Raw genomic sequence first — 22,958 nt, forward strand, 5'->3', positions numbered from 1 at the left:
ACCGCTCCCGTACGACGACGAGGGGCGGCCGGAACAACTCCGGCCGCCCCTCACCGCTGCGTCCGCCACCTCAACTCAGCGGCGCCCGCGGGAACCTGCGCTCCTTCTCGCCCTTCGCCGCCGCCTGCCCGGCCTTGACGACGGCCGCGTACTCGTCGACGTACTCCTGCTCGGACAGCGACAGGATGGCGTACATGATCTCGTCGGTGATGGCACGCAGGACGGCCTTCTCGTGTTCCATCCCGGCGTACCGGGAGAACTCCAGGGGCTTGCCGAAGCGGATCACGACGGGGTGGACGTTCGGGATGACCTTGCCGGGCGGCTGCGCCTCGAAGGTGCCGATCATCGCGCAGGGGATCACCGGGACACCGGCCCGCAGCGCCATCACGGCCACCCCGACCTTGCCCTTGTACAGGCGGCCGTCGTGCGAGCGCGTGCCCTCCGGGTAGATGCCGAGCAACTCGCCCTTGGCCAGCACGCCGAGCCCCTCCCGGATCGCGGCCTGGCCGGCCTCCTTGCCGGAGCGGTCCACCGGGATCTGCCCGGCGCTGCGGAAGAAGAAGGCGGTCAGCCGGCCCCGCACCCCCGGCCCCGTGAAGTACTCGGCCTTGGCGAGGAAGGTGATGCGCCGCTTGAGGACGGCCGGCATCAGGAAGTGGTCGGAGAAGGAGAGGTGGTTGCCGGCGATGATCGCCGGTCCGGTCGCCGGCACATGTTCCAGGCCCTCGATCCGCGGCCGGAACACCACTCTCAACAGCGGCCCCAGCAGTACGTACTTGAGCAGGTAGTAGAACACGGCTCGCCCCTCAGTTCGCCGGCTCCCCTGTGAGCCGGTGTGTTTCGCCGTCCTCGAGCTGACCCTTGGCCGACCGGGGCGGATGCTGTTGAGATTTTCTGGATCTTCGGTTCAGTGTCCCAGCGATACGGGGCCGGGTCACTACAAGCGGACACCCTGGCGCACACCGGATGGCTGCCGACGACCCCCGGGCGCGTTCTCAGTCCGGCGGAGCAGGTTGCTGTTCCAGCCGGTACCCGTGCCCCCGCAACGTGGTGATGCGAGGCAGCCGGGCCGGCCGCCCGCCCGTCCGCGCCGCCTCGGTGAGTCTGCGGCGCAGCCCCGCCAGCGTCACGTCGAGGGTCTTGGTGGAGCCGAACCAGTTCTCGTCCCACACCTCGGCCATCAGCGTCTCGCGCGAGACCGCCTCGCCGACCCGCGCGGCCAGCACCGCGAGCAGGTCGAACTCCTTGGCCCGCAGCGGGACGTCGGCGCCGAGCAGGGCGCAGCGGCGGGCCGTCACGTCGACGACCAGATCGCCCAGCCGCACCGGCTCCCGGGCCGGCGCGGCTGTCACCTGCCGTCTGAGGTGCGCCCGCAGCCGGGCGAGCAGCACGGTCAGGCTGAACGGCTTGACCAGGTAGTCGTCGGCCCCGGCGTCCAGCCCGGCGATGATGTCGATGTCGTCGGTCCGCGCCGTCAGGACGACGATCAGCAGGTCGGGGAGGCGGGCGCGCAGCTGCCGGGCGACGTCCAGGCCGTCCATGTCCGGCAGCCCCAGGTCAAGCAGCAGTACCTCGTACGGTGCCCGCCCGGCCTCCGCCAGTGCGCCCGCTCCGGTGCGGCACCACGTCGGGGCGTAGTCGTGGCCGCGCAGGCCGGTTTCCAGGTGGCGGCCGATGGTGTCGTCGTCCTCGACGACGAGGACGCGCAGTCGGCTGCGGTCCGGTGCGGCGGGCGTGCGCATGGTCGACAGCCTAGGAGCCGCCGGGGCGAGGGGCTCGCCGTGGGGGCATGCCGCGTTCACAGGTCGCGGAGCTCCTCCACGGCCGGGCGGTGGCTGCCGCGGATGCCGTTGAGGGCCGCTGCCAGGATGGCGGCGACCGCGACTGCCCCGGTGAGTGCCAGGTAGGCACCGGGGATCGACAGGGCCGCGGGTGGCGGATCGAAGACGCCGGTGAGGACCTTGACCAGCATCTCGGACAGGGCCCAGCCGATGAGGGCGCCTCCGGCCAGGCCGGCGACGGCCAGCAACAGGGCCTCGGCGAGGACCATGCCACGCAGGTGCCGTGGCCGCGCGCCGAGGACGGTGGCGATGGCGAAGGTGCGGCGGCGTTCGGCGAGTCCGAGGGCGAGGACCAGGCCGCCGGCCCCGGCGGCGAGCAGGACGGCGAAGGCGAGCTCGATGCGGGTGAGCCCGGCCAGGTCGACGGAGGTCAGGCTGGTGCCGACGGTGCCGCGGGTCTGGGTGAGGTCGGTGACGGTGGCCCCGGTACCGAGCTGCTTCCGCAGGTGGGCGGCGATCTGCTGCTGGTTCGTGCCGCCGGTGTCGAGGAGGAAGGCACCGACCGAGTCGTCACCGGTGGCCCGGGCGATGTAGGCGGCGTTGGCGACGAAGAAGCTGTCCTTGGGAGCGGTGGGGAACTCCTTGGCGATGCCGGCGTAGTGGAAGGGGACCGTGCGCAGCGACTTGGTGCGCGCGTCCTGGATGCGCAGGTTGACGGTGTCGCCCGGGGAGAGCTGGAAGTCGTTGACGGTCTCGACGCTGACGAGGAGGTTGTCCGGCCGCTGGGCGAGGCGGCGCATCAGCTGGTCGGCGGTGCCGCCGGCGAAGTAGGCGTCCTGGAGCGAGGTGGCCCTGGCGACGCTGTCCGGCCGGACGCCGTAGAGGTCCTGCAGGTCGGAGCCGACGTAGGCGAAACGGTGCTGGAGGGGTTCCGCGTGCCGTACTCCGGAGACCTTCAGCGCTGCCCCGGCAGTGGGCGGGACCTGGGCGCCGGGCGGTTCGGTCACGGTGACGTCGGCGCCGTTGGTCAGCCGGGCGTCGACCTCGGCCTGCTGGTGGTAGGTGGCGTTGAAGACCGCGGTGGAGATCGCGAAGGAGACGGCGAGCGCGAGCAGCACCACCGACCGGGCGAACGGGCGGCGGCGCCGGGCCAGGACGGCGGCGGTCGTGCCGGCCAGGGTCGCGGTCAGCGGCCGGACCAGCCGGGCCAGGGCGGGCCGGCCGTGGGTGAGGGCGAGCAGGGTGAGACGCCACAGCAGCAGGGCCGCGCCGATCCACAGCAGGGCGGGACCGAGGAACGCCCAGTACGACACGGAGATGCTGGGGACGCCCTCCGGGGCGAGGACGAGTGCGTACTGGTTGCCGGAGGAGGCACGGAAGACGAGCCACGAGCCGATCAGGAGGGCGAAGTCCAGGCCGTAGCGCAGCCACCAGGGCGACCGGGAGCGTCGTACGGCCTCCTCCTGCTTGCGGGTGTCGGCGACGGTGACCGTGCGCAGGTCCCGCAGGGCGGGGACCAGGACCGCACCCGCGGCCACGGCAACCCCGAGTACGAAGGCGACGGCGTACCAGACGGACCAGGTGCCCGCGCTCGCCCCGAAGGAGGCCGTGCCGAAGGCGAGCCGGCCGGTGAGGGCGGCGATACCCAGCCCGGCGAGACCCCCGGCGAGGCCGATCAGGGCGGCCTCCAGACCGGCGAGGGCGGTGATCTGGCGAGGTCGCAGACCGCGCAGCCGCAGCAGCCCCTGTTCCTGCCTGCGCCGTTCGCCGCCGGCCGAGGCGACCGCCGCGGTGAGCGCGGCGGCCAGCACCGCGCCCGGCACACCGAGGAAGAGGAACAGGATCTGCGCGTACAGGGCGTCCTGGCGGGCCGAGTCGAGCGCCGCGCCGATGTTGTTGCCGACCAGGGCCGTACCGGCGGAGCGTGCTTCGAGGTTGTGGGCGGCTCCGGTGACGGCGGAGTAGGCGGAGGCCGGGTCGGAGGGCAGCCGGGTGTTGTCGCGAGCGGTGTGGATCTGGGTGGTGACACCGGTGGCGCCGCGAGTGAGGGCGGCGAACCGGGTGGCGGGCAGGAGGACGACGTTGTCGGGAGGCGCGGTCGGCTGGGACTGGCTCGGGGCTCCGACGGTCTGGAAGAGGGAGTCGGCCTGCGGCAGGTCGACCACGCCGTCCACCTTCACCTGGCGCAGACCGGCACCGGGAAACTGGATGCCGACGGTGTCGCCGGGTGCCGCGTGCAGGTTGGAGGCGGTCTGCTGGGCCAGCAGGACACCGGTGGACGAGCCGGAGAGCGTGCGGACGGCGTCGGGGAAGCGGGCGCGGTAGCCGTCGGGCAGGCCGAGGGCGATGCCCGGGCCGGTGGTCTGGGTGCTTCCCTGCACGCGGGCGGTGAAGCCGCTGGTGTGCGCGAAGCCGACGGGCAGGGCGGTACGGGTGCCCGGGGTCCTGGCCACCAGGGACAGGACCGTACGCGGGTCTGCGCCGGGCTGCACCTGGACCTGCCAGTCCACGGCGACCGAGCGCACGGCACGCTGGGTCATGGTCGCTTTCGACGCGGTGAGGAAGGAGCCGAGCGCGGCGACCAGGGCGACCGCGAGCGCGATGCCGGTCAGGGCGGCCAGCAGCCGTCCGGTGCGGTGACGGGCCAGTCCGCTCGCCCATGTGGTGATCACGACACTTCCTCGGGTGTGAGCAGTCGTCCGTCGCGCATGCTGCGGCGGACGGTGAGCCGGGCGGCGACGGTGGGGTCGTGGGTGGTGACGACGAGGGCCGCGCCGGTGCGGTCGGCGGCCGTCAGCAGTGCGTCCAGGACGTGGCTGCCGGTGGCGTGGTCGAGGCGCCCGGTGGGTTCGTCGGCGAGGATCAGACGTGGCGCCTGGGCCAGCACCCGGGCGGCGGCCACCCGCTGGGCCTGGCCGCCCGAGATCTCCTCGGGGAGCCGGTCGGCCAGGTCGGCGGCGTCCACCAGGGCGAGTGCCGCGAGCGCGCACCGTCGCGCCTCGCTCTCCGGACGATCGGTGAGGACCAGGGGCAGAGCGGTGTTCTCCGCCACGTTCAGGGCTGGTATCAGGCTGTCGCCCTGGAAGACCAGACCGATGTCGTTCGGCCCAAGGGCGGCCGTCCGGGTGACGGTGCCGCTGGTGGGCTGCTCCAGTCCGGCGAGCAGGTGCAGCAGCGAGCTCTTGCCCGACCCCGAGGGGCCGACGATCGCGAGCCGGTCACCGGCCCGGATCTCCAGGTCGGCCCCGTGCACGGCCACGACCGCCCGCGGCCCACGGCCGAAGGTCAGGGCCACGTCCGTGCAACCGACAAGTACCTCAACCGACGGCATCGTGTGCCTCCTCGTGGTCCTGCCGCCGGGCGTCGGTGGCCTTCCCGTCCGTCAGGGTGATCACCCGGTCCGCGATACGGACTGCTTCCCGGCTGTGCGTGACGATCAGCACCGCGCACCCCTCCGCGGCCCGCTCCCGCAGCATCGCCAGTACCAACTGCTCTGTCTCGCCGTCCAGTTCACCGGTCGGTTCGTCGGCGAGCAGGACGGCGGGCGAGTTGGCCAGCGCGACGGCGAGCCCGGCCCGCGCCAGCTCTCCGCCGGACAGCCGGCGCGGCAGGGTGTGCGCCCGGTCGGCGAGGCCTACCCGGGCCAGTAGTTCGCCGGCCGGGACGGGGGCCCTGCGGCCCTGTGCCCGCTGCGGCAGGCGGACGTTGTCGCGCACGCTGAGGTGCGGCAGCAGGTTGCGGGTCTGCAGCAGAACGCCGATGTGCCGGGCCCGCAGCCGGGCTCGCTCGGTCTCGGGCCGGTGGCTGATCCGTACGCCGTCGACGCGGACCTCGCCGCCGGAGGGCTCGTCGAGTCCGGCCAGGCACGCCAGCAGGGTCGACTTGCCGGCCCCGGACGGGCCCACGACCGCGACCGTCTCCCCCCGCCCCACTCTCAGCGACACCCCGCGCAGCGCGAGTGTCTCCTCCTCGCCGGCCCGGTAGAAGCGGTACAGCTCGCGGGCCGTGAGGACGTCGCCGGCGCCGCCGGTCCGGGTGCCGTCGGACATGGCGCTCACCGCCACGTGAAGGAGTCGCTGACGATGCGCCACGGATCGACGTTGTCGGCCTTGACCGGTCCGGACAGGGTCAGGTCCACCTCGTGCCCCGCGCGGTGGAACGCGTACCGCTCGAAGGCGTCCCTTACGACCTTGCCGGTGACCGGGTCCTTCGCCGAGTCGCCCTGATAGGTCAGCAGGACCACCCGGCCGGCGTGCCGGTTCACCTCACTCACCTTGGGCGAGGAGAACTTCGGTACCTGGGAACGGAGTTGGGGCACGACCGTGTTGGTGACCGAGCCGGTCGTGGGCGCGCCGGAGGCGGAAACGGCGGTGATCTTCACGGTGTTGAGCTTGTCGGTGAACGCGGTGGTGGAGCCCTGGCTGGTGCGGGCCCAGCCCTCGGGTACCTTCACGGTGAAGCCGGTGAAGGTACCGCCGGTGGGCCGGTAGGAGACGTACGCCTGGTTGTCGGGGATGTCGCCGGGCGGGTTGGACTCGGTGGGTGCCGGCTGCTGCTGGCCGCTGACGGTCGTCGACCCGGACGCCGGGCTGCCGGAGCCGGCGTGCGACCCGGATCCGGAACAGCCGGCGGTCACCGCCGCCGCGAGGGTGAGCCCGACGACCGCGTACGTCCTTGCGCGTGCTGCCATGGTCACTGCCCTCCAGAGGAGCCTCGGACCGGACGGTCATGGCACCGACGCTAGGAAGCGGCCGGTTAACGCCCCGCCCACCGCGGGTTAGACGACGGCAAAACCGTGTGGCGCAGTGCATCCGCCCAGGTGAGCGGCCCGCATGATGAGGGCATGAGACAGCGCGTGGTGCGAGTCGCCCTGACCGCCGCTCTGGTCGCCGTCGTCCTCCTCGCCGTCCCGCTGGCCCTGGCGATCAGATCGTCCCTGTACGCCGACCAGCGCGACACCCTGGAACGGTCGGCCCTGGCCGCGGCCGTACGGGTGAGCCCGGACTTCGTGACCGGCGACCCGGTGGAACTGCCCGCGCCACCGGCCGGCGGGCGGCTGGGCCTGTACGACCCGCACCTGCGACTGCGTGCCGGCAGCGGCCCGCGGCCCGGCGACACCCCGGTCCGTCAGGCCCTCGGCGGTGAGCTGGTGAGGGGCCGGGCGGGCGCCGACCTGGTGGTGACCGTGCCGGTCTCGCACGCCGAGAAGGTGATCGGCGTCGTACGGGCCTCGTCCAACGCCGTCGCCGTGCGCGACCGGGTCCTCGTCGCCTGGACGCTGCTGCTCGGTGTGTCCGCTCTCGCGCTGAGCGTCGCCGTCCTCGTCGCCCGCCGGCAGGCCCGGGCGCTGGCCGCCCCGCTGGAGGACCTCTCCCGCCACTGCCGGGCCGTGACCGAGGGCGACCTGACGGCACGGGCCGCCCCGAGCAGCGTCGCCGAGATCGACCAGGTCGCCCGCACCCACAACGAGATGCTGCACAGCCTCTCCGAACTCCTGCGCCACGAGCGCGACTTCACCGCCAACGCATCCCACCAGCTGCGCACCCCGCTCACCGGCCTGCAACTCGCCCTGGAAGCGGGCCTCGCCCAGGACGACGACGCCCGGCTGCGGCCCGTGCTGACCGAGGCGCTGGCCACCACCGAGCGCCTGCACCACACGGTGGAGGAGGTGCTGCGCCTGTCCCGCTCCCGGGAGACGGCCCGCCCCACCGCCGGGACGATTGCCGTACGACAGCTGCTGCGGGAGACGGAGGAACGGTGGCACGGCCTCTTCGCCCGGGACGGCAGACGCCTGGCGTGCGCAGGCCAGGACGTACCCGCCGATCTCCGCGTTCCGGGCGCGGCCGTGTCCGAAGTGCTCGGCATCCTGCTGGACAACGCCCGGGTGCACGGGCGCGGCACCGTCCGCGTGTCGGTGCGGGACCTGGACGACGCCCTCGCCTTCGACGTGAGCGACGAAGGTGCCGTGACGGGCGAGCCGTCCCGGCTCTTCGACCGCGGCCGCACCGGGGACGGGCACGGAACGGGCATCGGCCTGGCCCTCGCGCGTGACCTGGCCGTCTCCCTCGGCGGCAGGCTCTCCCTGTCCAGCAGACACCCGGCCACGTTCACCCTGCTCCTTCCTGTCGGACAGGACGGGACGCACGGGGCGGCGACGAGCGGGTGAGCATGCCGCGGGGCCGCCCCGGTCGATGTCACCTGGGCGGCCCCGTCCGGTGGGGATCAGCCGGTCGGTCCTGCCGGCGTCGTGGTGGTCTTGAAGCCCTCCGTCTTGTTGGCCTGGAAGGCGAAGTCGTTGGTGAACGTCTTGCTGAGGTCCACCGACCCCTTCACGTTGCCGACCAGCTGCTCCGTTGCAAGGGAGGTCTTCGGACCGCCGGCCGGCATGATGCCGTCCGGGAGGAACTGGCCCTTGTCCTCGGTCAGGGCGGTGATGTAGTCGGCCTTGGTCACCAGCTGGTTCGAGACGAACGACGCCGGCAGCTTGTTCGCGATGTCGGCCGCGCTGTGCGAGTTGATCCAGTGCATGGTGGCGACCAGCGCGTCGACGACCTTCTGCACCGTGTCCTTGTGCGCGTTCACCCAGTCGGTGCGGGCGAGCACACTGGCCGCGGGGTAGGCACCGCCCATCGCCGCCGTGGCGCCCTGCGTGGTGGCCAGGTCGATCGCGGAGGTGCCGACCCCCTTCTTCTGGATCGCGGCGACCGTCGGCTGCGTCGTCATCACACAGTCGACCTTGCCGTTCTGCAGCGCGGCGATGGCCGTGGAGCCCGCGCCGACCCCGATGCGGTGGAACTGGCTGGTCTTGACGCCCTTCTTGGCGGCCAGGAACTGGGTGAGCGTGTCGGTGCCCGAGCCCAGGTCGGTGACGCCCAGGGTCTTGCCCTTGAAGTCGGCGCCCGAGGCGACGCCCGACTTCTTGGTGCACATCTCCCGCTCGCCCGGCGCGCCGGACAGCTGGACGACGTCCTCGACCGCCTTGCCCTTCGCCTGGAACTCGATCGTGTGGTTGTACCAGGCACCCGCCATGTCGACCTGCCCCGAGGCCATGGCCTCCTCGGCGCCGACACCGCCGTCCTGCTCGGTGCTGAGCTGGACGTCGACGCCGTACTTCTTGTAGAAGCCGAGGTTCTGGGCGAGCTGGTAGGGCAGGTAGATCTGCTTGTCTATGCCGCCGACCATGAGCTTCACGGTCGGTGTGCCGCCGGAGCCGCTGCTCGCGGTGGTGCTGCCGGAGTTGCTCGAACAGGCGCTGACCGCGCCGAGGGCGAGAACGGCGAGGACGGACGCGGCAACGGTGGCGGGTCGTCTGGACATGGCTGGCCACATTCCTTTTCTGAGGTCTTCTGAGGTCGAACAGGGAAGAGCGGAGGAGGGGAAGGGAGGAGTCAGAGGGCGTTGGACGCCTCGGAGGGGGCCGGCGGACGCCAGGACAGCAGCCGGCGTTCGAGCTTGCCGATCACCCACTCGGCGCCGAGCACGATGACCGAGATGACGAGCATCGTCGCGAACACCCCGTTGGGATCGAAGTTGTTCTGCGCGGTCTTGATGACCAGGCCGAGGCCGCTCTGCGCGCCGAGCACCTCCCCGACCAGCGCGCCGACGATGGCGAAGCCGAAGGCGCTGTGCAGGCTGGCGATGATCCACGTGAGCGCGGAGGGCACGGTGACATGCCGGATGATCTGCAGCTGGGAGGCGCCGAGCACCCTGGCGTTGGCGAGGATGTTGCGGTCGACCTCGCGCACGCCCTGGAAGGCGTTGAAGAACACGATGAAGAACACCAGCACCGCGGCGAGCAGGATCTTCGGCAGCACGCCGATGCCGAACGCGACGATGAAGATCGAGCCGAGGACGATCCGCGGGATCGCGTTGACCATCTTGATGTAGGGACCGAGGACGTCGGCGAGGAAGCGGCTCTGGCCCAGCGCGACACCGAACACCACACCGGCGACGGCCCCGAGGGCGAAGCCGACGAGTGCCTCCTGGATCGTCGTCCAGATGTTCGCGTAGAAGGACCCGAACTCGGTGCCGTGCCGGAAGAGGTCGACCAGCCGCTTGGCGATGCCGGAGGGCTGCCCGAAGAAGAACGGGTCGACGATCCCCCAGGTGGTGAACGCCTGCCAGCCGCCTATGACCAGGACCGCGAGGCCGACGCGGCCCGCCCAGACCAGGGCGACGCGGCGCCGACGGGCGCGTTTGGCGACGGCTGCGGCCGAGGGAGGGGCGCCACCCTTGACGGGAGCGGGGGAAACAGCGGACGCCGTGCTCATGCGGTACCTCCTGCGGTGCGTGCGTAGGCGCGCTCCACCTCCTCGCGCAGCGAGTCCCAGATCTGGTGCTGAAGTTCGATGAAGCGGGGCTGGAAGCGGATCTCCTGGACCGAGCCGCGCGGGCGCGGCAGGTCGATGTCGAAGACCGCCTTGACCGAACCGGGGCTGGACGTCATGACGACGACCCGGTCGGCGAGCGCCACGGCCTCGTCGAGGTCGTGGGTGATGAAGATGACCGACGGGCGGATCTGCTCCCACAGGCCGAGCAGTTCGGTGGACATGATCGCCTTGGTCTGCACGTCCAGGGCGCCGAACGGCTCGTCCATGATCAGGATCCGGGGTTCGTTGATCAGCGCCGCGGCCATCGCCACGCGCTTGCGCATACCGCCGGAGAGCTGGTGCGGATAGCGGTCCTCGAACCCCGCGAGGCCCACCCGGCGCAGCCAGTCGCGTGCCGATGCCTGGGCCTGCTGCTTGGGTACCTTGCGGAAGACGGGGCCCATCAGGACGTTGCCGAGCACGGTCTTCCAGGGCAGCAGCGCGTCGGCCTGGAACATGAAGCTGACGCCGTCGGTGACGCCGTCCACCTCACGGCCGCCGACCTTGACCGAGCCCTCGCTGGGCCGGTCGAGCCCGGACACCATGCCCAGCGTCGTGGACTTCCCACAGCCGGTCGGGCCCACCACCGCGCAGAACTGGCCGGGCTCCACGGTGAACGAGACGTCCTGCAGCGCCGTGAACACCTCACCGGCGGGAGTCAGAAACCGTTTGGTGAGCCCGGAGATCTCGACTCGCGCGCTGTCCGGGCCGGCCTTCCCGGCGACCGGACTCACCGCGGCGTCGTTTCGCGAAGCCATCTGAGTTTGTCTCCTTCCTGACCTCGGGGGTCGAACCTCGGGGGTCGAGGAAGGCAGACGCTAGAGGCCCCCTGGTGTTACGTCGCTGTTTCCTCCGTATCTCGCGTAAGCCGTGTTAGCCGGACTTCTGCTCGTTCTGCTCAGCGAACCGGGGGTGGGCAGCAGACCGAGGCCGGGGGCACAATCACGCCACCACGGGTACGGCGCAGAGGCCGCATCCGGCAGCCGTACGACAGGCGAGAGACACGAGGGACCCTGGTGAAACCGATCCGTATCCCGGTCGGACGTGGCGGGAAGGGACGGCTCTCCGCGCGGATTCTGGCCAACCAGCTGGCCATACTGGCGCTGACCGGGCTGATCGGTTTCGTGCTGTTCGCCTTCGCGCAGCGCGGCGAGATCGACCGCGCCTACGAGCAGCGGGCGCTGGACATCGCGCAGATCACGGCCGCCGACCCGCAGATCCGGCACGCCATGGAGTACGGGGGCGGCGGCGACGTGGTGCAGACCGTGGCCCAGCGGATCCGCAGGGCGTCGAGGGCGTCGTACGTGGTCGTGCTCGACCTGCGCGGCATCCGCCACTCCCACCCCGACCCGGCGCTGGTCGGCGAACCGACGGGTGATCCGATCGTGGTGCTGGACGGCAGGACGCACGTCGGCACCGACCAGGGCGCGACCGGGCGGTCCGCCAACGGCAAGGCTCCGCTGCGCGGGCCCTCCGGCAAGCTGGTCGGCGAGGTGTCCGCCGGCATTCCCGAGCAGTACGTGCTGGGCGAGCTGTGGCACGAGCTGCCGACCTTCGGCCTGTACAGTGCCATCGCCGTGGCGCTCGGCTCGGCGGCCGCGTTCCTGCTGGCCGGGCGGCTCAAGCGGACGACGTTCGGGCTGGAGCTGGAGGAGATCGCCGGGTTGTTGCAGGACCGCGAGGCGATGCTGCACGGCATCCGTGAGGGAGTCGTCGCCTTCGACCCGGACGGCAGGATCACGGTCGTCAACGACGAGGCCCGCGACCTGCTCGGCCTCGGCACCGCGCTGGGCAGCACGCTGGCGGAGGTGCTGCCGGACGGGCGGCTGCGCCGCGCCCTGGACGGCACCCTGACCGGCAGCGACATCAGCGTGCTCACCGACGACCACTGCCTGGTCGTCAACCGGATGCCGGTGGCCCTGCACGGCCGTGAGCTGGGCGCCGTGGTCACCGTGCGCGACCGCACCGAGCTCATCGGGCTGCTGCGCGAACTGGACTCGGTGCGCGGGCTCACCGACGCGCTCCGCGCCCAGCAGCACGAGTTCACCAACCGGATGCACACGGTGGCCGGCCTGCTGGACATCGGCGACCACGACGCCGCCTACGAGTTCGCCGTCGAGACGGCCGGCGCCGAGCAGGCGCTGGCCGAGTCCGTACGGGAACGGATCGGCAACCCGCTGCTCGTGGGGCTGATCGTCGCCAAGACCACGGTGGCCGCGGAACGCGGGGTGCGGATCGTCCTCAGCGAGGACTCCGCGCTGGGCGAGGAGCCGCCGCATCTGCGCCGGCTGCTGACCATCGTCGGCAACCTGCTGGACAACGCGATCGACGCGTCGACGAACGGACCGGCGCGGCCGAGCGGCTGTGAGGTGCGGTTGTCGCTGATCGAGGCCGTCGACGTGGTGCGGGTGGAGGTGGCCGACACCGGGCCGGGCATTCCGCCGGGCGCCACCGAGTCGATCTTCGAGGACGGCTGGTCGACCCGTCCGGACCGGGGCACCGCCCGACGCGGCCTGGGACTCGCCCTCGTCCACCGGCTGGTGCAGCGGCACGGCGGCACGATCACGGTCAGCGAGGGGCCGGGCGCGGTCTTCACCGTGACGCTGCCCGTGCCCGACACCGCCCCCGCCCCGGGAGGCGCCCTGTTCACCACGGTTCTGCCGGTGCCGGTCGGCGCGGCGGAAGGCAGCGCGGGAGGTGACCGCTGGTGATCCGGACCCTGGTGGTGGACGACGACTTCCGGGTCAGCCGCATCCACTGCGACTACGCGTCCCGCGTCCGGGGCTTCGAGGTGGTCGGCCAGGCGGCGACCGTGGACGCCGCGCTCGACGCGGTGCGCACCCTCCACCCGGACCTGCTGCTGCTCGACATCTTCCTGCCCGACGGCAGCGGACTGGACGTCCTGCGCCGCCTGAGCGGGGACGAGGGCGGCGACCGGCCCGACGCCATCATGATCACCGCCGACCGGGACATCACCTCGGTACGGACCGCGATGAAACTGGGCGCCGTCGGCTACCTGGTCAAACCCTTCGGCGCGCCCGACCTCGCCGAACGGCTCACCGCCTACCGTGAGCTCCAGCACCGTATGGACGCCCTCGGTACCGTCCCGGAGACCGACCAGGCGGACGTGGACGCCCTGTTCAGCGCCGCCCGCCCGCCGGCCGTGCCCCGCGTCCCCGCCAAGGGCCACTCCGCACCGACCCTCGCCCTCCTGCACCAGACCCTGCGCACCACGCACGACGCCCTGTCGGCCGCGGAGGCCGCCGAACGTACCGGGGTCTCCCGTGCCACGGCCCAGCGCTATCTCTCCTACCTCGTCAAGGAGGGCATGGTCCGGCTCGAACTGCGCTACGGAGCCACCGGACGCCCCGAGCACCGTTACCGCGCCGCGCACTGAGGAGGATCAGGGCAGGGCGGCGGGAGCGAGCGCCGGGTGCGTGTCCGTGGCGCCGGTCGGGCGAGACGGCGCGAGGCAGCCGCCCGTCCCGGACATGGGGCGGCGGAGACTGTTGGGTCCTCGGCTACGCCGAGGTGGGCGGGTGCGGGGAGCGGAGTACGAGCAGGGTGATCTCGCTGGGCGCGAAGACGCGGAACGGCGGCCCCCAGAAGCCGGTGCCGCGGCTCGTGTAGAGGAGAGTGCGGGCGCCGTGCCGGCTCAGGCCGGCGAGGGCGGGCTGGTCGAGGCGGACCAGGTGGTGGAAGGGCCAGATCTGGCCGCCGTGGGTGTGGCCGGAGAGCTGGAGGTCGACGCCGGCGGCTGCCGCCCGGTCGACGAACTTGGGCTGGTGGGCCAGGAGCAGCACGGGCAGGTCGGGGTCGGCGCCGTCCAGGGCTCCGGCGAGGTGGGCGCGGTGGCCGGCCAGACCGGAGGACTCGGCGGTGACGTCGTCCACGCCGGCGACCACGAGGGTGTCGCCGCCGCGTTCGAGCAGCAGGTGGCGGTTGCGCAGCGGCTCCCAGCCCAGCTCGTCCATCAGGTCGACCCAGCCCTGGGCCTCGCTGTAGTACTCGTGGTTGCCGGTGACGTAGACCCGGGCCCGGGTGGCCCGCACGGTACCGAGGGGGGTGGCCTGGGCGCGGCGGCGTTCGGCCGTGCCGTCCGCGATGTCGCCCGTGTGGCAGACCACGTCGGCCTCCAGGGTGTTCACCGTCTCGCACACCCGTGCCGACCAGCGCGCGCGGTCGAGCGGGCCGTAGTGCGTGTCGGTGATGAGGGCGACGCGCAGGCCGTCCAGCCCGGCACCGAGGCGGGGGAGTTGCACGTCGAGGCGGCGCACGCGTGGCACCCGGCGGGCTTCGGCGTATCCCCAGGCGAGCAGTACGGCGGTCGTGCCGAGGACGGCCCACGTGACGATGCGGGCCCGGTCCTGGCCCCCGCCGACGCCGGCCACGGCCAGGGCGAGCCGCAGCAGGACGCCGAGCAGGACGGACCAGGTGAACAGGACCCAGCTGGTGCCCAGCAGGGTGTCGCCGGCTATCGCCGCCCGGTCCTGCTGGCGCCGGCCGTGGCCGCGCACCATCGCGAGCGGCATGCCGACGAGGCCGAGGGCGAACAGCGCGGTGCCGGCCGACGTGACGGGCAGCGGCCAGTGCTGGCCGGCGTACAGGAGCAGCCAGCAGGGCACGGCCCACAGCAGGACGGGGGCGATCAGGGGGAGAAAGCGCATCAGGCGGAGCAGCCGGCTCTGCCGTGGGGCCCGCGCTTCGCTGTCGGCGGGTCGGGTGCTGCTGGTGTCGGTCACGCTTGCCCTCTCTGCCCAGGCTGCCGTACCGCGCACTGTATCCGGTCGTCCGCGGGGCGTCTCCGCCCCGTGACCGCGGTCCGCTGCCGAGGTGCCGCCACCGCGATCCGCGACGGCACCGACCCACATCTCACGTTCTGCGGGCGGCGTACGTCTACCGGTCAGGAGAAGGGAGACGCCGATGAGCACGCGGCACCTCGTGACCGAGACCGCCTCGGACCGCGCACGCTCGTCGCCCAGGGCGACTCGTTCCGGCCCCGCCGTCGGCACCGGACGGTCGTTCTGATCCGAAAGCAACTGGAAAAAAGCTTTTGGCACCATAGGCACGTCTTCAATGGGATGGACATGAAACAACCGTTCGAGAACGTGGTCGCGCGGCACGGTACGACCGTGCTGCGCGTCTGCCGGGTCGTCCTCGGCCCGCACGACGCGGACGACGCCTGGTCGGAGACCTTCCTCTCCGCCATGCGCGCCTATCCCGACCTGCCCGGGACGGCGAACGTGGAGGCGTGGCTCGTGACGATCGCGCACCGCAAGGCGATCGACGTGCTGCGGGCCGCGCAACGGAACCCCCTGCCCGTCGACGAGGTGCCGGAGAGCCCGACCGGGCGGGGCATCCCGGACGCCGGGGACTGCGACCTGTGGGCCGCGGTGAAGGATCTCCCGCACAAGCAGCGCCAGGCCGTCGCCTACCGCTACGTGGCGGGACTGGCGTACGCCGAGATCGCGGAGATCCTCGGCGGCTCCGCCGACGCCGCCCGCCGGGCCGCCGCGGACGGGCTCAGGAACCTCAGGAAGGCATATCCGGGCGCGATCACGAAAGGAGCATCATCATGAACGGCATTCGCCACGACGACGACATGACCGCCCTGCTGTCGACGCCCGTGGACGCCGACACGCTCGGCCGGCTCCACCGCCGGCTGGAGCAGGCGGCCGAGCGAGCCGGTCTCGTGGACGTCGCGTACACCACCGTCGACTCACCCGTCGGCAGGCTGCTGCTCGCCGCCACCCCCCAGGGGCTGGTCCGCGTGGCGTACGCCGGCGAGGACCACGACCGGGTGCTGGAAGTCCTCGGCCGGCAGCTCAGCCCGCGCATCCTGCGCGCCCCGAAGCGGCTGGACGCGGCGGCCCGCGAGATCGACGAGTACTTCGCCCGGCGCCGCCAGGTCTTCGACCTGACGCTGGACCTGTCCCTGTCCCGCGGGTTCCGGCGCCTCGTGCAGACACGTCTGCCCGAGATCGGCTACGGCCAGACGCGCAGCTACCGGGAGATGGCCGAGCTCGTCGGCAACCCCAGGGCCGTCCGGGCGGTGGGCACCGCCTGTGCCACCAACCCGCTGCCGATCGTCGTCCCGTGCCACCGCGTGCTGCGTGCCGACGGCACCCTCGGCGGTTACGTCGGCGGAGTCGAGGCCAAGACCACGCTGCTGAACCTGGAGGCCGCGGCATGACCACCGCGAAGACGCCCGGGACGGAGACGGACCCGTGGGCCGGCCGCGTCGAGTCCGGCGACTGGGACGCGATCACCGCCGAGGTCGACGAGTACGGCGGAGCACTGCTGCCGCAGCTGCTGACCCCCGAGGAGACCGTCGAGATCAGGGAGCTGTACGGACAGGACGCCCTGTTCCGCAGCACCGTCGACATGGGCCGGCACCGCTTCGGCGAGGGCCGGTACCGGTACTTCGGCACGCCGTACCCGGAACCGGTCGAGCGGCTCAAGCAGGCGCTGTACCCGCGGCTGCTGCCCATCGCCCGCGACTGGTGGACCAGGCTCGGCCGGCCCGCGCCATGGCCGGACTCGCTCGACGAGTGGCTCCGGATGTGCCACGACGCCGGCCAGACGAAGTCCACGGCGATCCTGCTCCACTACGGCGAGAAGGACTGGAACGCCCTGCACCGCGACCTGTACGGCGACCTCGTCTTCCCGCTCCAGGTCGTGATCAACCTCAACGAGCCCGGAGTGGATCACACGGGCGGCGAGTTCCTGCTGCTGGAACAGCGCCCGCGCGCCCAGTCCCGGGGCACCGCCACGCTGCTGCCGCACGGCCACGGATACGTGTTCACCACCCGTGACCGGCCCGTCGCGTCCGCCCGCGGATGGTCCGCCGCGCCGGTCCGGCACGGCGTGTCCGCCATCCGCTCCGGCGAACGCCACACCCTCGCCCTCGTCTTCCACGACGCCGCGTGAGCGGCGCACGACCGAGACGACGGGGGGCTGCTGCCGGCCTGCCGGGTACCGACATGCCCCGCCGCCAACGGCACCCCACCGCACTGGGGGTCATCCAGCGATGTTTCGGCCTCCCCCTGCCCCGCAGACAGGTCCACGGGTCCCCCCGGCCGGCGCGGCTACCGTCCGTTGCCCGCCTGCTCCAAGGCGGCTTCGTAGGCGTGCAGGGCGGTGATGACCGTGGCGCGTTCCGCGGGGGCGAGGGTGCGCATGACGCCTTCCCAGGCGGAGGCGCTGCCGGACAGCCATTCGGTGATGGGAGCGGCGTAGGCGGGGGCGATGGCGACGATGCGGCGGCGGCGGTCGGCTGGATCGGCGGTGCGCTCCAGGACGCCCGGGCGTGACAGCTCGCTGACCATGAGGCTGACGGTCGTCGGGGCCACCTCCAGCCGGGCGGCCAGTTCGTTGACGCTGGTGGGGCCGTCGTACTCCAGGTGGGCCAGCAGTGCGAGATGCCGTGGTGCCAGGTCCAGGCCCCGGAGCGCCGGAGGGACGGGCAGGCGCTTGGCGCGGCCGACGAGCCGCGGCATGAGCAACAGCAGGGTGCGGACGGCCTCGTCGACGGCTGGACCGTCCGATTCCGTGGACATCGGCGACCTCTTCCAACTACCTTTAAATACAAAGGCTTTGAGTCCAAAGGGAACGGGGTCCACTATGCCGCACCTGACCGCCCACCTTCCAGAGAGCAGGCTGACCGGCAAGGAGGCCGTGCTCGTTGCCGCGCTCACCGACGCGATCGTCGGCGTCTACGGCGAATGGGCCCGCGACCTCGTGAGCATCCGCCTGGCCGGAGTCCCCGCGGGGCGTTACGCGCAGGGCGGCAGGGCCGTGGACACCAACGCCTCGGTGGTCCTGGGTGTCCGCGCCGGCGTCTTCGACCGCCCCGACGCCGCCCGGATCACCGCACGCCTCGGCGCCGCCCTCACGGACGCGATCGTGCGCGTCGCCGGCGACGACCTCCGCGCCGGCACCATGGTCGAACTCGTGGCGTCACCACCGGACCGGACCTTCCTCGGGGGCGTCCTCGCCGTGTGAACCCCTTTCCGGGCACCTTCACGACCGGTCCTGTCGCAAAGCGGTCGGCGGGGTCGGCCGGGGCGTGCCTGGGGCGGCCGGTTCTCAGGGTGTGCATAGGATGGGGCCGATGCGCCCCACCGAGCCGCAAGCCCCCCGACCGCCGCACCGGCGTCGGCGTGCCCTGCTCGTGCTGGGGCTGCTGGCCGGGCTGTTCGGCATGCACGCGTTGGCGCCCGGCGGCCTCATGGGCATGGGAGGCGGCCACGAGCGGACCGCTCCCCGTCCCGCGGTCGTGGTCACCGCGTACGACGGCTGCTCCGGCGGCGACGGTCACTGCGGCGGCGACCACGCGCACCACGCCGACGCGACCTGCGCCTCCGGGGCGGTGAGCGGCGGGCCGGCGCTGCCCGCGCCGGTCCCGGACCCGTTCCCCGTCCCCACGGCCGCCTGCCTGGCCACCGCCCGCCCGGCCACCGCGCCGGACGGCGCCCGAGCACCCCCCGACCTGGCCGAACTCCAGCTCCTGCGGATCTAGAGGCACCCGAGCCGGCCGTGCGCACACAGCGCAGCGGTCGTGCTCCCGCGTGCCCACTCACACTCACCGCAGGAGATCCAGCATGACCAGCACACGTACCCGTGCCGTCCTCGTCGCGCTCGCCGCGACCGCCGCCCTCGCGCTCACCGCGTGCGGCAGCGGCGACGACGGCGCCGACACCGCGCACGCGTCCCACTCGGCGGCGGCCGGCGCCACCGCCTCCGCCACCGCAGGTGCCCACAACGCGCAGGACGTGTCCTTCGCGCAGAGCATGATCCCGCACCACCAGCAGGCCCTGGAGATGGCCGGCCTCGCCGTCGACCGCGGCTCCTCCGCCCAGGTGCGCAGCCTCGCCGCCCGGATCGAGAAGGCCCAGGACCCGGAGATCAGGACCATGACCGGCTGGCTCAAGGCCTGGGGCGAGGACGTGCCCATGGCGGGCATGGACCACAGCGGCCACGCCGGCATGACCGGCATGATGTCCGACAAGGACATGACCATGCTGAAGCAGGCCAAGGGGACGGACTTCGACACGATGTTCCTGACCATGATGGTCCAGCACCACCGGGGCGCGGTCGAGATGGCCGGCACCGAGAAGGCCAAGGGCGCCTACGGCCCCGCCACGACCATGGCCGACGCCATCATCACCGCGCAGAACGCCGAGATCAAGGAGATGAACAAGCTCCTCGGCAAGGGCTGACAGGTGCCGGGGTGGCCGCGCCCACGGGTGCGGCCACCCCTGGCTCAGGCCGCCAGCACCTTCTCCAACGCCCCCAGCGCCGACCGCAGTTCCTCCGCCGTGACGGTCAGCGGCGGGGCCAGCCGGATCGTGGAGCCGTGGGTGTCCTTGACCAGGACGCCCTCCCGCATCAGGCGCTCGCCGATCTCCCGCCCGGTGCCGATCGCCGGGTCCACGTCGACGCCCGCCCACAGGCCGCGCGAGCGGAAGCCGACCACGCCGTTGCCGACCAGCTCCGTCAGGCCGTCCCGCAGGACCACGCCCAGCTCCGCGGCCCGACGCTGGAACTCGCCGCTCTCCAGCAGCTCGACGACCGCCGTGCCGACCGCCGCCGCGAGCGGGTTGCCGCCGAACGTCGAGCCGTGCTCGCCCGGGTGCAGGACCCCGAGCACCTCCCGGCGGGCCACCACCGCGGACACCGGCACGATCCCGCCGCCCAGCGCCTTGCCCAGCAACAGCACGTCCGGCACCACGTCCTCGTGGTCGACGGCGAGGGTGCGGCCGGTGCGGCCGAGGCCGGACTGGATCTCGTCGGCGACGAACAGGCAGCCCTTGCGGCGGGTCAGCTCGCGTACCCCGGTCAGATAGCCGTCGTCGGGGATGAGTACCCCGGCCTCGCCCTGGATCGGCTCGATCAGCACCGCAGCCGTGGTCTCGTCGACCGCCGCCTCCAGCGCGGCCAGGTCGTTGTACGGCACGATCCGGAAGCCCGGAGTGAACGGGCCGAAGCCCGCGCGGGCCGTCTCGTCGGTGGAGAAGCTGACGATCGTGGTCGTACGGCCGTGGAAGTTGTCGGCGGCGACGACGATGGTGGCCCGGTCGGCCGGGACGCCCTTCACGTCGTAGGCCCACTTGCGGGCCACCTTGATGCCGGACTCGACCGCCTCGGCCCCGGTGTTCATCGGCAGCACCATGTCCAGGCCGGTCAACTCGGCGAGCCGTTCGGCGAATTCGGCCAGCCGGTCGTTGTGGAAGGCGCGCGAGGTGAGGGTGAGGCGGTCCAGCTGGCGGTGCGCGGCCTCGATCAGCGCCGGGTGGCGGTGGCCGAAGTTGAGGGCCGAGTAACCGGCCAGCATGTCGAGGTAGCGGCGGCCCTCGACGTCCTCCACCCAGGCGCCCTCGGCGCGGGCGACGACGACGGGCAGCGGGTGGTAGTTGTGCGCGAGGACCGGGCCCTCCGCCTCGATCAGCTCGGCGGAGGTGCGTGCGCGTGCGGGTGCGGTCATCAGGGGGATCTCCTGGTCCTCAGCGGATTTCCTGGGTGCAGCACTTGATGCCGCCGCCTGCCTTGTGGAACTCCGACAGGTCGACGGGGACGGGCTCGTAGCCCTGGTCGGCGAGCCGGGCGGCGAGCGCCTCGGCCTGCGGCGCGATGAAGACGTGGCGGCCGTCGGAGACCGAGTTCAGGCCCCACGCCAGCGCGTCGTCGCGGGTGGCGAGCACCGCCCGGGGGAACAGCCGGCGGAGCACCTCGCAGCTGCCGGGGGAGAAGGCCTCCGGGTAGTACACGATGTTCTCGTCGTCGAGAACGAACAGCGCGGTGTCCAGGTGGTAGAAGTACGGGTCCACCAGGGTCAGGCTGATCACCGGATGCCCGAAGAACTCCTGGGCCTCCCGGTGCGCCTCGCGGGTGGTGCGGAAACCGGTCCCGGCGAGCAGGTAGCGGCCCGTCCAGACCAGGTCGCCCTCGCCCTCCACCACCGAACCGGGGCGGTACACGTCGTAGCCCGCGGTCTTGAACCAGAGGTCGTAGTGGGAGGACTCCGGGCGCCGCTCCGGGGCGTGGAAGAGCGAGCCGAAGACCCGGCCGCCGACGACGACCGCCGAGTTCGCGGCGAACACCATGTCGGGCAGGCCGGGGACCGGCTCCAGCCGGTCGATGCTGTGGCCATGGCTGCGGTAGGCGCTGATCAGCGCGGTCCACTGCTCCTGGGCGAGGTCGACGTCGACCCTGGTGTCGGGGTTCATCCAGGGATTGATCGCGTACTGCACGGCGAAATGTCTGGGTTCGCAGACAAGAAAGCGCCTGAGGCGCGGCACACGGCTTTCGGACACAGAGGGGTTCCTCCGCTTTCCCGCGGTGTCGACTGAGGGTTGACACCAAGGTAGAAAGCGTCGGATACGGGCGACAAGCAATAAATGCTGCGTGTCTGCGCAGGAACGCTGCGTCTCCGGTCGTACAAACGCAGCATCGGTGCGTTTACTCCGGTACGGGGTGCGTGGCCCCGGCCTCCGGGCTCTCCGGCAGCAGATGTGACAGCACCATCACGCTGATCGTCTTGCGGATGAACGGCTCCACCCGGATCCGCTCCAGCACCTCCTCGAAGTGGTCCACGTCCCGGGCCCGCACGTGCAGCAGCGCGTCCGCGCCGCCGGTCACCGTCATGGCCGCGGTGATCTCGGGATGGTTGCGGACCACCTCCGCGAGCCGCCGGGGCGGGGCCGCGCCCTCGCAGTACACCTCGACGTACGCCTCCGTGCGCCAGCCGAGCGCCGCCGGTGTCACGGTGGCCGTGAACCCGGTGATCACACCGGTCTCGCGCAGCCGGTCGACCCGCCGCTTCACGGCCGTCGCGGAGAGCCCGACGGCCGCGCCGATCTCCGCGAAACTGGTCCGCGCGTTCGCCATCAACGCGGTGGTGATCTTCCGGTCGAGGTCGTCGAAGGGGGCGGTGCCGCTGTTCATGCCCGCACTGTAACCAGGGGCAGGACGGTTCGGGAGCACCACGTCGTCCGGCGCGAACGTCCACGTCCGGTACATGTCCAGCGCCGCGTCGGGCCGCCTACACTCCGTTCATGCTGCGCGCCCTCGCCGTCGACGACGAACGCCCCTCGCTGGAGGAGCTGCTGTATCTGCTGAACGCCGATCCGCGCATCGGCAGCGTCGAGGGCGCCGGGGACGCCACCGAGGCGCTGCGCCGCATCACCCGGGCCCTGGAGTCCGGACCGCAGAGCACCGAGGCCATCGACGTCGTCTTCCTCGACGTCCAGATGCCCGGCCTGGACGGCCTGGACCTGGCCCGGCTGCTCACCGGTTTCGCCCGCCCTCCGCTGGTCGTCTTCGTCACCGCCCACGAGGACTTCGCGGTCAGGGCCTTCGACCTCAAGGCGGTCGACTACGTCCTGAAGCCGGTCCGCAAGGAACGCCTCGCGGAGGCCGTGCGCCGGGCCGCCGAACTGCGCGGCGCCGCACCCCGGATACCCGTGCACGAACCCGACCCCGACCACATACCCGTCGAACTCGGCGGCGTGACACGGTTCGTGGCGGTGGACAACATCACGCACGTCGAGGCCCAGGGCGACTACGCCCGCCTGCACACCGAGCGCGGCAGCCACCTGGTCCGCATCCCGCTGTCCACCCTGGAGGACCGCTGGCGCTCCCGCGGCTTCGTCCGCATCCACCGCCGCCACCTCGTCGCCCTCCGCCACGTCGGCGAACTCCGCCTGGACGCGGGCACGGTGAGCGTCCTGGTCGGTGCCGAGGAGCTGCAGGTCAGCCGGCGCCACGCCCGCGAACTGCGGGACCTGCTGATGAGGAGGACCTGACG

The 22,958-nt window shown here is 72.3% G+C and carries 24 protein-coding genes; 10 read left to right on the top strand and 14 right to left on the bottom strand.

Annotation, left to right across the window (positions count from 1 at the left end; genetic code table 11):
• Nucleotides 1–70: 70 nt before the first annotated feature.
• From ACFY0K_RS00315 to ACFY0K_RS00340, 6 genes are all read right to left on the bottom strand, one after another.
• Nucleotides 71–796, bottom strand: a complete 726-nt coding sequence (locus tag ACFY0K_RS00315; RefSeq protein WP_351955690.1) for a lysophospholipid acyltransferase family protein — start codon at nt 794–796, stop codon at nt 71–73.
• A 199-nt stretch (nt 797–995) separates the two neighbouring features.
• Entirely contained in the window at nt 996–1,742 is a 747-nt protein-coding gene (locus tag ACFY0K_RS00320; protein ID WP_390637880.1) for a response regulator transcription factor, read from the bottom strand.
• A 56-nt stretch (nt 1,743–1,798) separates the two neighbouring features.
• A complete protein-coding gene (locus ACFY0K_RS00325) occupies nt 1,799–4,453 on the bottom strand; it encodes an FtsX-like permease family protein (protein WP_390637881.1) in 2,655 nt (884 codons plus the stop codon).
• Nucleotides 4,450–5,112 (bottom strand): ABC transporter ATP-binding protein, encoded by a 663-nt coding sequence (locus ACFY0K_RS00330; RefSeq protein ID WP_390637882.1) that lies wholly within the window; start codon nt 5,110–5,112, stop codon nt 4,450–4,452. Before ACFY0K_RS00330 ends, ACFY0K_RS00325 begins: the two co-directional genes overlap by 4 nt.
• Nucleotides 5,099–5,830, bottom strand: a complete 732-nt coding sequence (locus ACFY0K_RS00335; RefSeq protein ID WP_390637883.1) for an ABC transporter ATP-binding protein — start codon at nt 5,828–5,830, stop codon at nt 5,099–5,101. The genes ACFY0K_RS00330 and ACFY0K_RS00335 overlap by 14 nt, the downstream gene beginning before the upstream one ends.
• Before the next feature lie 5 nt (nt 5,831–5,835).
• Nucleotides 5,836–6,471, bottom strand: coding sequence for a hypothetical protein (locus tag ACFY0K_RS00340; RefSeq protein WP_390637884.1), 636 nt, complete (start codon nt 6,469–6,471; stop codon nt 5,836–5,838).
• A 153-nt stretch (nt 6,472–6,624) separates the two neighbouring features.
• Here ACFY0K_RS00340 and ACFY0K_RS00345 point away from each other — a divergent pair, with 153 nt between their 5' ends.
• Entirely contained in the window at nt 6,625–7,947 is a 1,323-nt protein-coding gene (locus ACFY0K_RS00345; protein WP_390637885.1) for a sensor histidine kinase, read from the top strand.
• 56 nt (nt 7,948–8,003) lie between these two features.
• On the opposite strand, the gene ACFY0K_RS00350 is transcribed toward ACFY0K_RS00345, so the two are convergent.
• The 3 genes from ACFY0K_RS00350 to ACFY0K_RS00360 all read right to left on the bottom strand — a co-directional run bounded on the left by ACFY0K_RS00350 (nt 8,004) and on the right by ACFY0K_RS00360 (nt 10,908).
• Nucleotides 8,004–9,098 (bottom strand): ABC transporter substrate-binding protein, encoded by a 1,095-nt coding sequence (locus tag ACFY0K_RS00350; protein ID WP_390637886.1) that lies wholly within the window; start codon nt 9,096–9,098, stop codon nt 8,004–8,006.
• A gap of 71 nt (nt 9,099–9,169) precedes the next feature.
• Nucleotides 9,170–10,051: an ABC transporter permease gene (locus tag ACFY0K_RS00355; protein WP_133024889.1), complete on the bottom strand. Its 882-nt coding sequence runs from the start codon at nt 10,049–10,051 to the stop codon at nt 9,170–9,172.
• Complete coding sequence (locus ACFY0K_RS00360; RefSeq protein WP_351955681.1) at nt 10,048–10,908, bottom strand: ABC transporter ATP-binding protein; 861 nt, start codon at nt 10,906–10,908, stop codon at nt 10,048–10,050. Before ACFY0K_RS00360 ends, ACFY0K_RS00355 begins: the two co-directional genes overlap by 4 nt.
• Before the next feature lie 258 nt (nt 10,909–11,166).
• Here ACFY0K_RS00360 and ACFY0K_RS00365 point away from each other — a divergent pair, with 258 nt between their 5' ends.
• Together ACFY0K_RS00365 and ACFY0K_RS00370 are read left to right on the top strand one after the other, a co-directional pair.
• A complete protein-coding gene (locus tag ACFY0K_RS00365) occupies nt 11,167–12,861 on the top strand; it encodes an ATP-binding protein (RefSeq protein ID WP_390637887.1) in 1,695 nt (564 codons plus the stop codon).
• Nucleotides 12,858–13,547, top strand: a complete 690-nt coding sequence (locus ACFY0K_RS00370) for a response regulator (protein WP_351498275.1) — start codon at nt 12,858–12,860, stop codon at nt 13,545–13,547. Before ACFY0K_RS00365 ends, ACFY0K_RS00370 begins: the two co-directional genes overlap by 4 nt.
• Nucleotides 13,548–13,671: 124 nt before the next feature.
• Here ACFY0K_RS00370 and ACFY0K_RS00375 read toward each other — a convergent pair whose 3' ends face one another.
• A complete protein-coding gene (locus ACFY0K_RS00375; protein ID WP_390637888.1) occupies nt 13,672–14,892 on the bottom strand; it encodes a metallophosphoesterase in 1,221 nt (406 codons plus the stop codon).
• 345 nt (nt 14,893–15,237) lie between these two features.
• On the opposite strand from ACFY0K_RS00375, the gene ACFY0K_RS00380 reads away from it, so the two are divergent.
• Genes ACFY0K_RS00380 through ACFY0K_RS00390 form a run of 3 tightly spaced genes read left to right on the top strand, consistent with a single transcriptional unit; the run spans nt 15,238 to nt 17,080 of the window.
• A complete protein-coding gene (locus tag ACFY0K_RS00380) occupies nt 15,238–15,729 on the top strand; it encodes an RNA polymerase sigma factor (RefSeq protein ID WP_390637889.1) in 492 nt (163 codons plus the stop codon).
• A complete protein-coding gene (locus tag ACFY0K_RS00385) occupies nt 15,726–16,343 on the top strand; it encodes a methylated-DNA--[protein]-cysteine S-methyltransferase (RefSeq protein WP_390637890.1) in 618 nt (205 codons plus the stop codon). Before ACFY0K_RS00380 ends, ACFY0K_RS00385 begins: the two co-directional genes overlap by 4 nt.
• Nucleotides 16,340–17,080 carry a 2OG-Fe(II) oxygenase gene (locus ACFY0K_RS00390; RefSeq protein ID WP_390637891.1) on the top strand — a complete coding sequence of 247 codons (741 nt, stop codon included), beginning with the start codon at nt 16,340–16,342 and terminating at the stop codon, nt 17,078–17,080. Before ACFY0K_RS00385 ends, ACFY0K_RS00390 begins: the two co-directional genes overlap by 4 nt.
• A 158-nt stretch (nt 17,081–17,238) precedes the next feature.
• On the opposite strand, the gene ACFY0K_RS00395 is transcribed toward ACFY0K_RS00390, so the two are convergent.
• A complete protein-coding gene (locus ACFY0K_RS00395) occupies nt 17,239–17,709 on the bottom strand; it encodes a MarR family winged helix-turn-helix transcriptional regulator (protein ID WP_390637892.1) in 471 nt (156 codons plus the stop codon).
• Between the two features lie 64 nt (nt 17,710–17,773).
• Here ACFY0K_RS00395 and ACFY0K_RS00400 point away from each other — a divergent pair, with 64 nt between their 5' ends.
• The 3 genes from ACFY0K_RS00400 (at nt 17,774) to ACFY0K_RS00410 (ending at nt 19,371) form a co-directional block, all read left to right on the top strand.
• Entirely contained in the window at nt 17,774–18,154 is a 381-nt protein-coding gene (locus ACFY0K_RS00400; RefSeq protein ID WP_390637893.1) for a 4-oxalocrotonate tautomerase family protein, read from the top strand.
• A 109-nt stretch (nt 18,155–18,263) separates the two neighbouring features.
• Nucleotides 18,264–18,671 (top strand): DUF6153 family protein, encoded by a 408-nt coding sequence (locus ACFY0K_RS00405; RefSeq protein ID WP_390637894.1) that lies wholly within the window; start codon nt 18,264–18,266, stop codon nt 18,669–18,671.
• 82 nt (nt 18,672–18,753) lie between these two features.
• Nucleotides 18,754–19,371, top strand: a complete 618-nt coding sequence (locus tag ACFY0K_RS00410; RefSeq protein WP_390637895.1) for a DUF305 domain-containing protein — start codon at nt 18,754–18,756, stop codon at nt 19,369–19,371.
• Between the two features lie 44 nt (nt 19,372–19,415).
• On the opposite strand, the gene rocD is transcribed toward ACFY0K_RS00410, so the two are convergent.
• From rocD to ACFY0K_RS00425, 3 genes are all read right to left on the bottom strand, one after another.
• The gene (gene rocD / locus ACFY0K_RS00415; protein WP_351955670.1) at nt 19,416–20,636 is read right to left on the bottom strand and encodes an ornithine--oxo-acid transaminase; all 1,221 of its coding nucleotides are present in this window, start codon (nt 20,634–20,636) and stop codon (nt 19,416–19,418) included.
• Between the two features lie 19 nt (nt 20,637–20,655).
• Nucleotides 20,656–21,465: a dimethylargininase gene (gene ddaH / locus ACFY0K_RS00420; protein ID WP_351955669.1), complete on the bottom strand. Its 810-nt coding sequence runs from the start codon at nt 21,463–21,465 to the stop codon at nt 20,656–20,658.
• Nucleotides 21,466–21,610: 145 nt separating this feature from the next.
• Nucleotides 21,611–22,096 carry an Lrp/AsnC family transcriptional regulator gene (locus ACFY0K_RS00425; RefSeq protein WP_093505900.1) on the bottom strand — a complete coding sequence of 162 codons (486 nt, stop codon included), beginning with the start codon at nt 22,094–22,096 and terminating at the stop codon, nt 21,611–21,613.
• 110 nt (nt 22,097–22,206) lie between these two features.
• Between ACFY0K_RS00425 and ACFY0K_RS00430 the strand changes: the two genes are divergently transcribed.
• Nucleotides 22,207–22,956, top strand: coding sequence for a LytR/AlgR family response regulator transcription factor (locus ACFY0K_RS00430; RefSeq protein ID WP_390637896.1), 750 nt, complete (start codon nt 22,207–22,209; stop codon nt 22,954–22,956).
• The last annotated feature ends 2 nt before the right edge of the window (nt 22,957–22,958 follow it).

Source organism: Streptomyces sp. NPDC001507, assembly GCF_042894765.1.
Classification (GTDB): domain Bacteria; phylum Actinomycetota; class Actinomycetes; order Streptomycetales; family Streptomycetaceae; genus Streptomyces.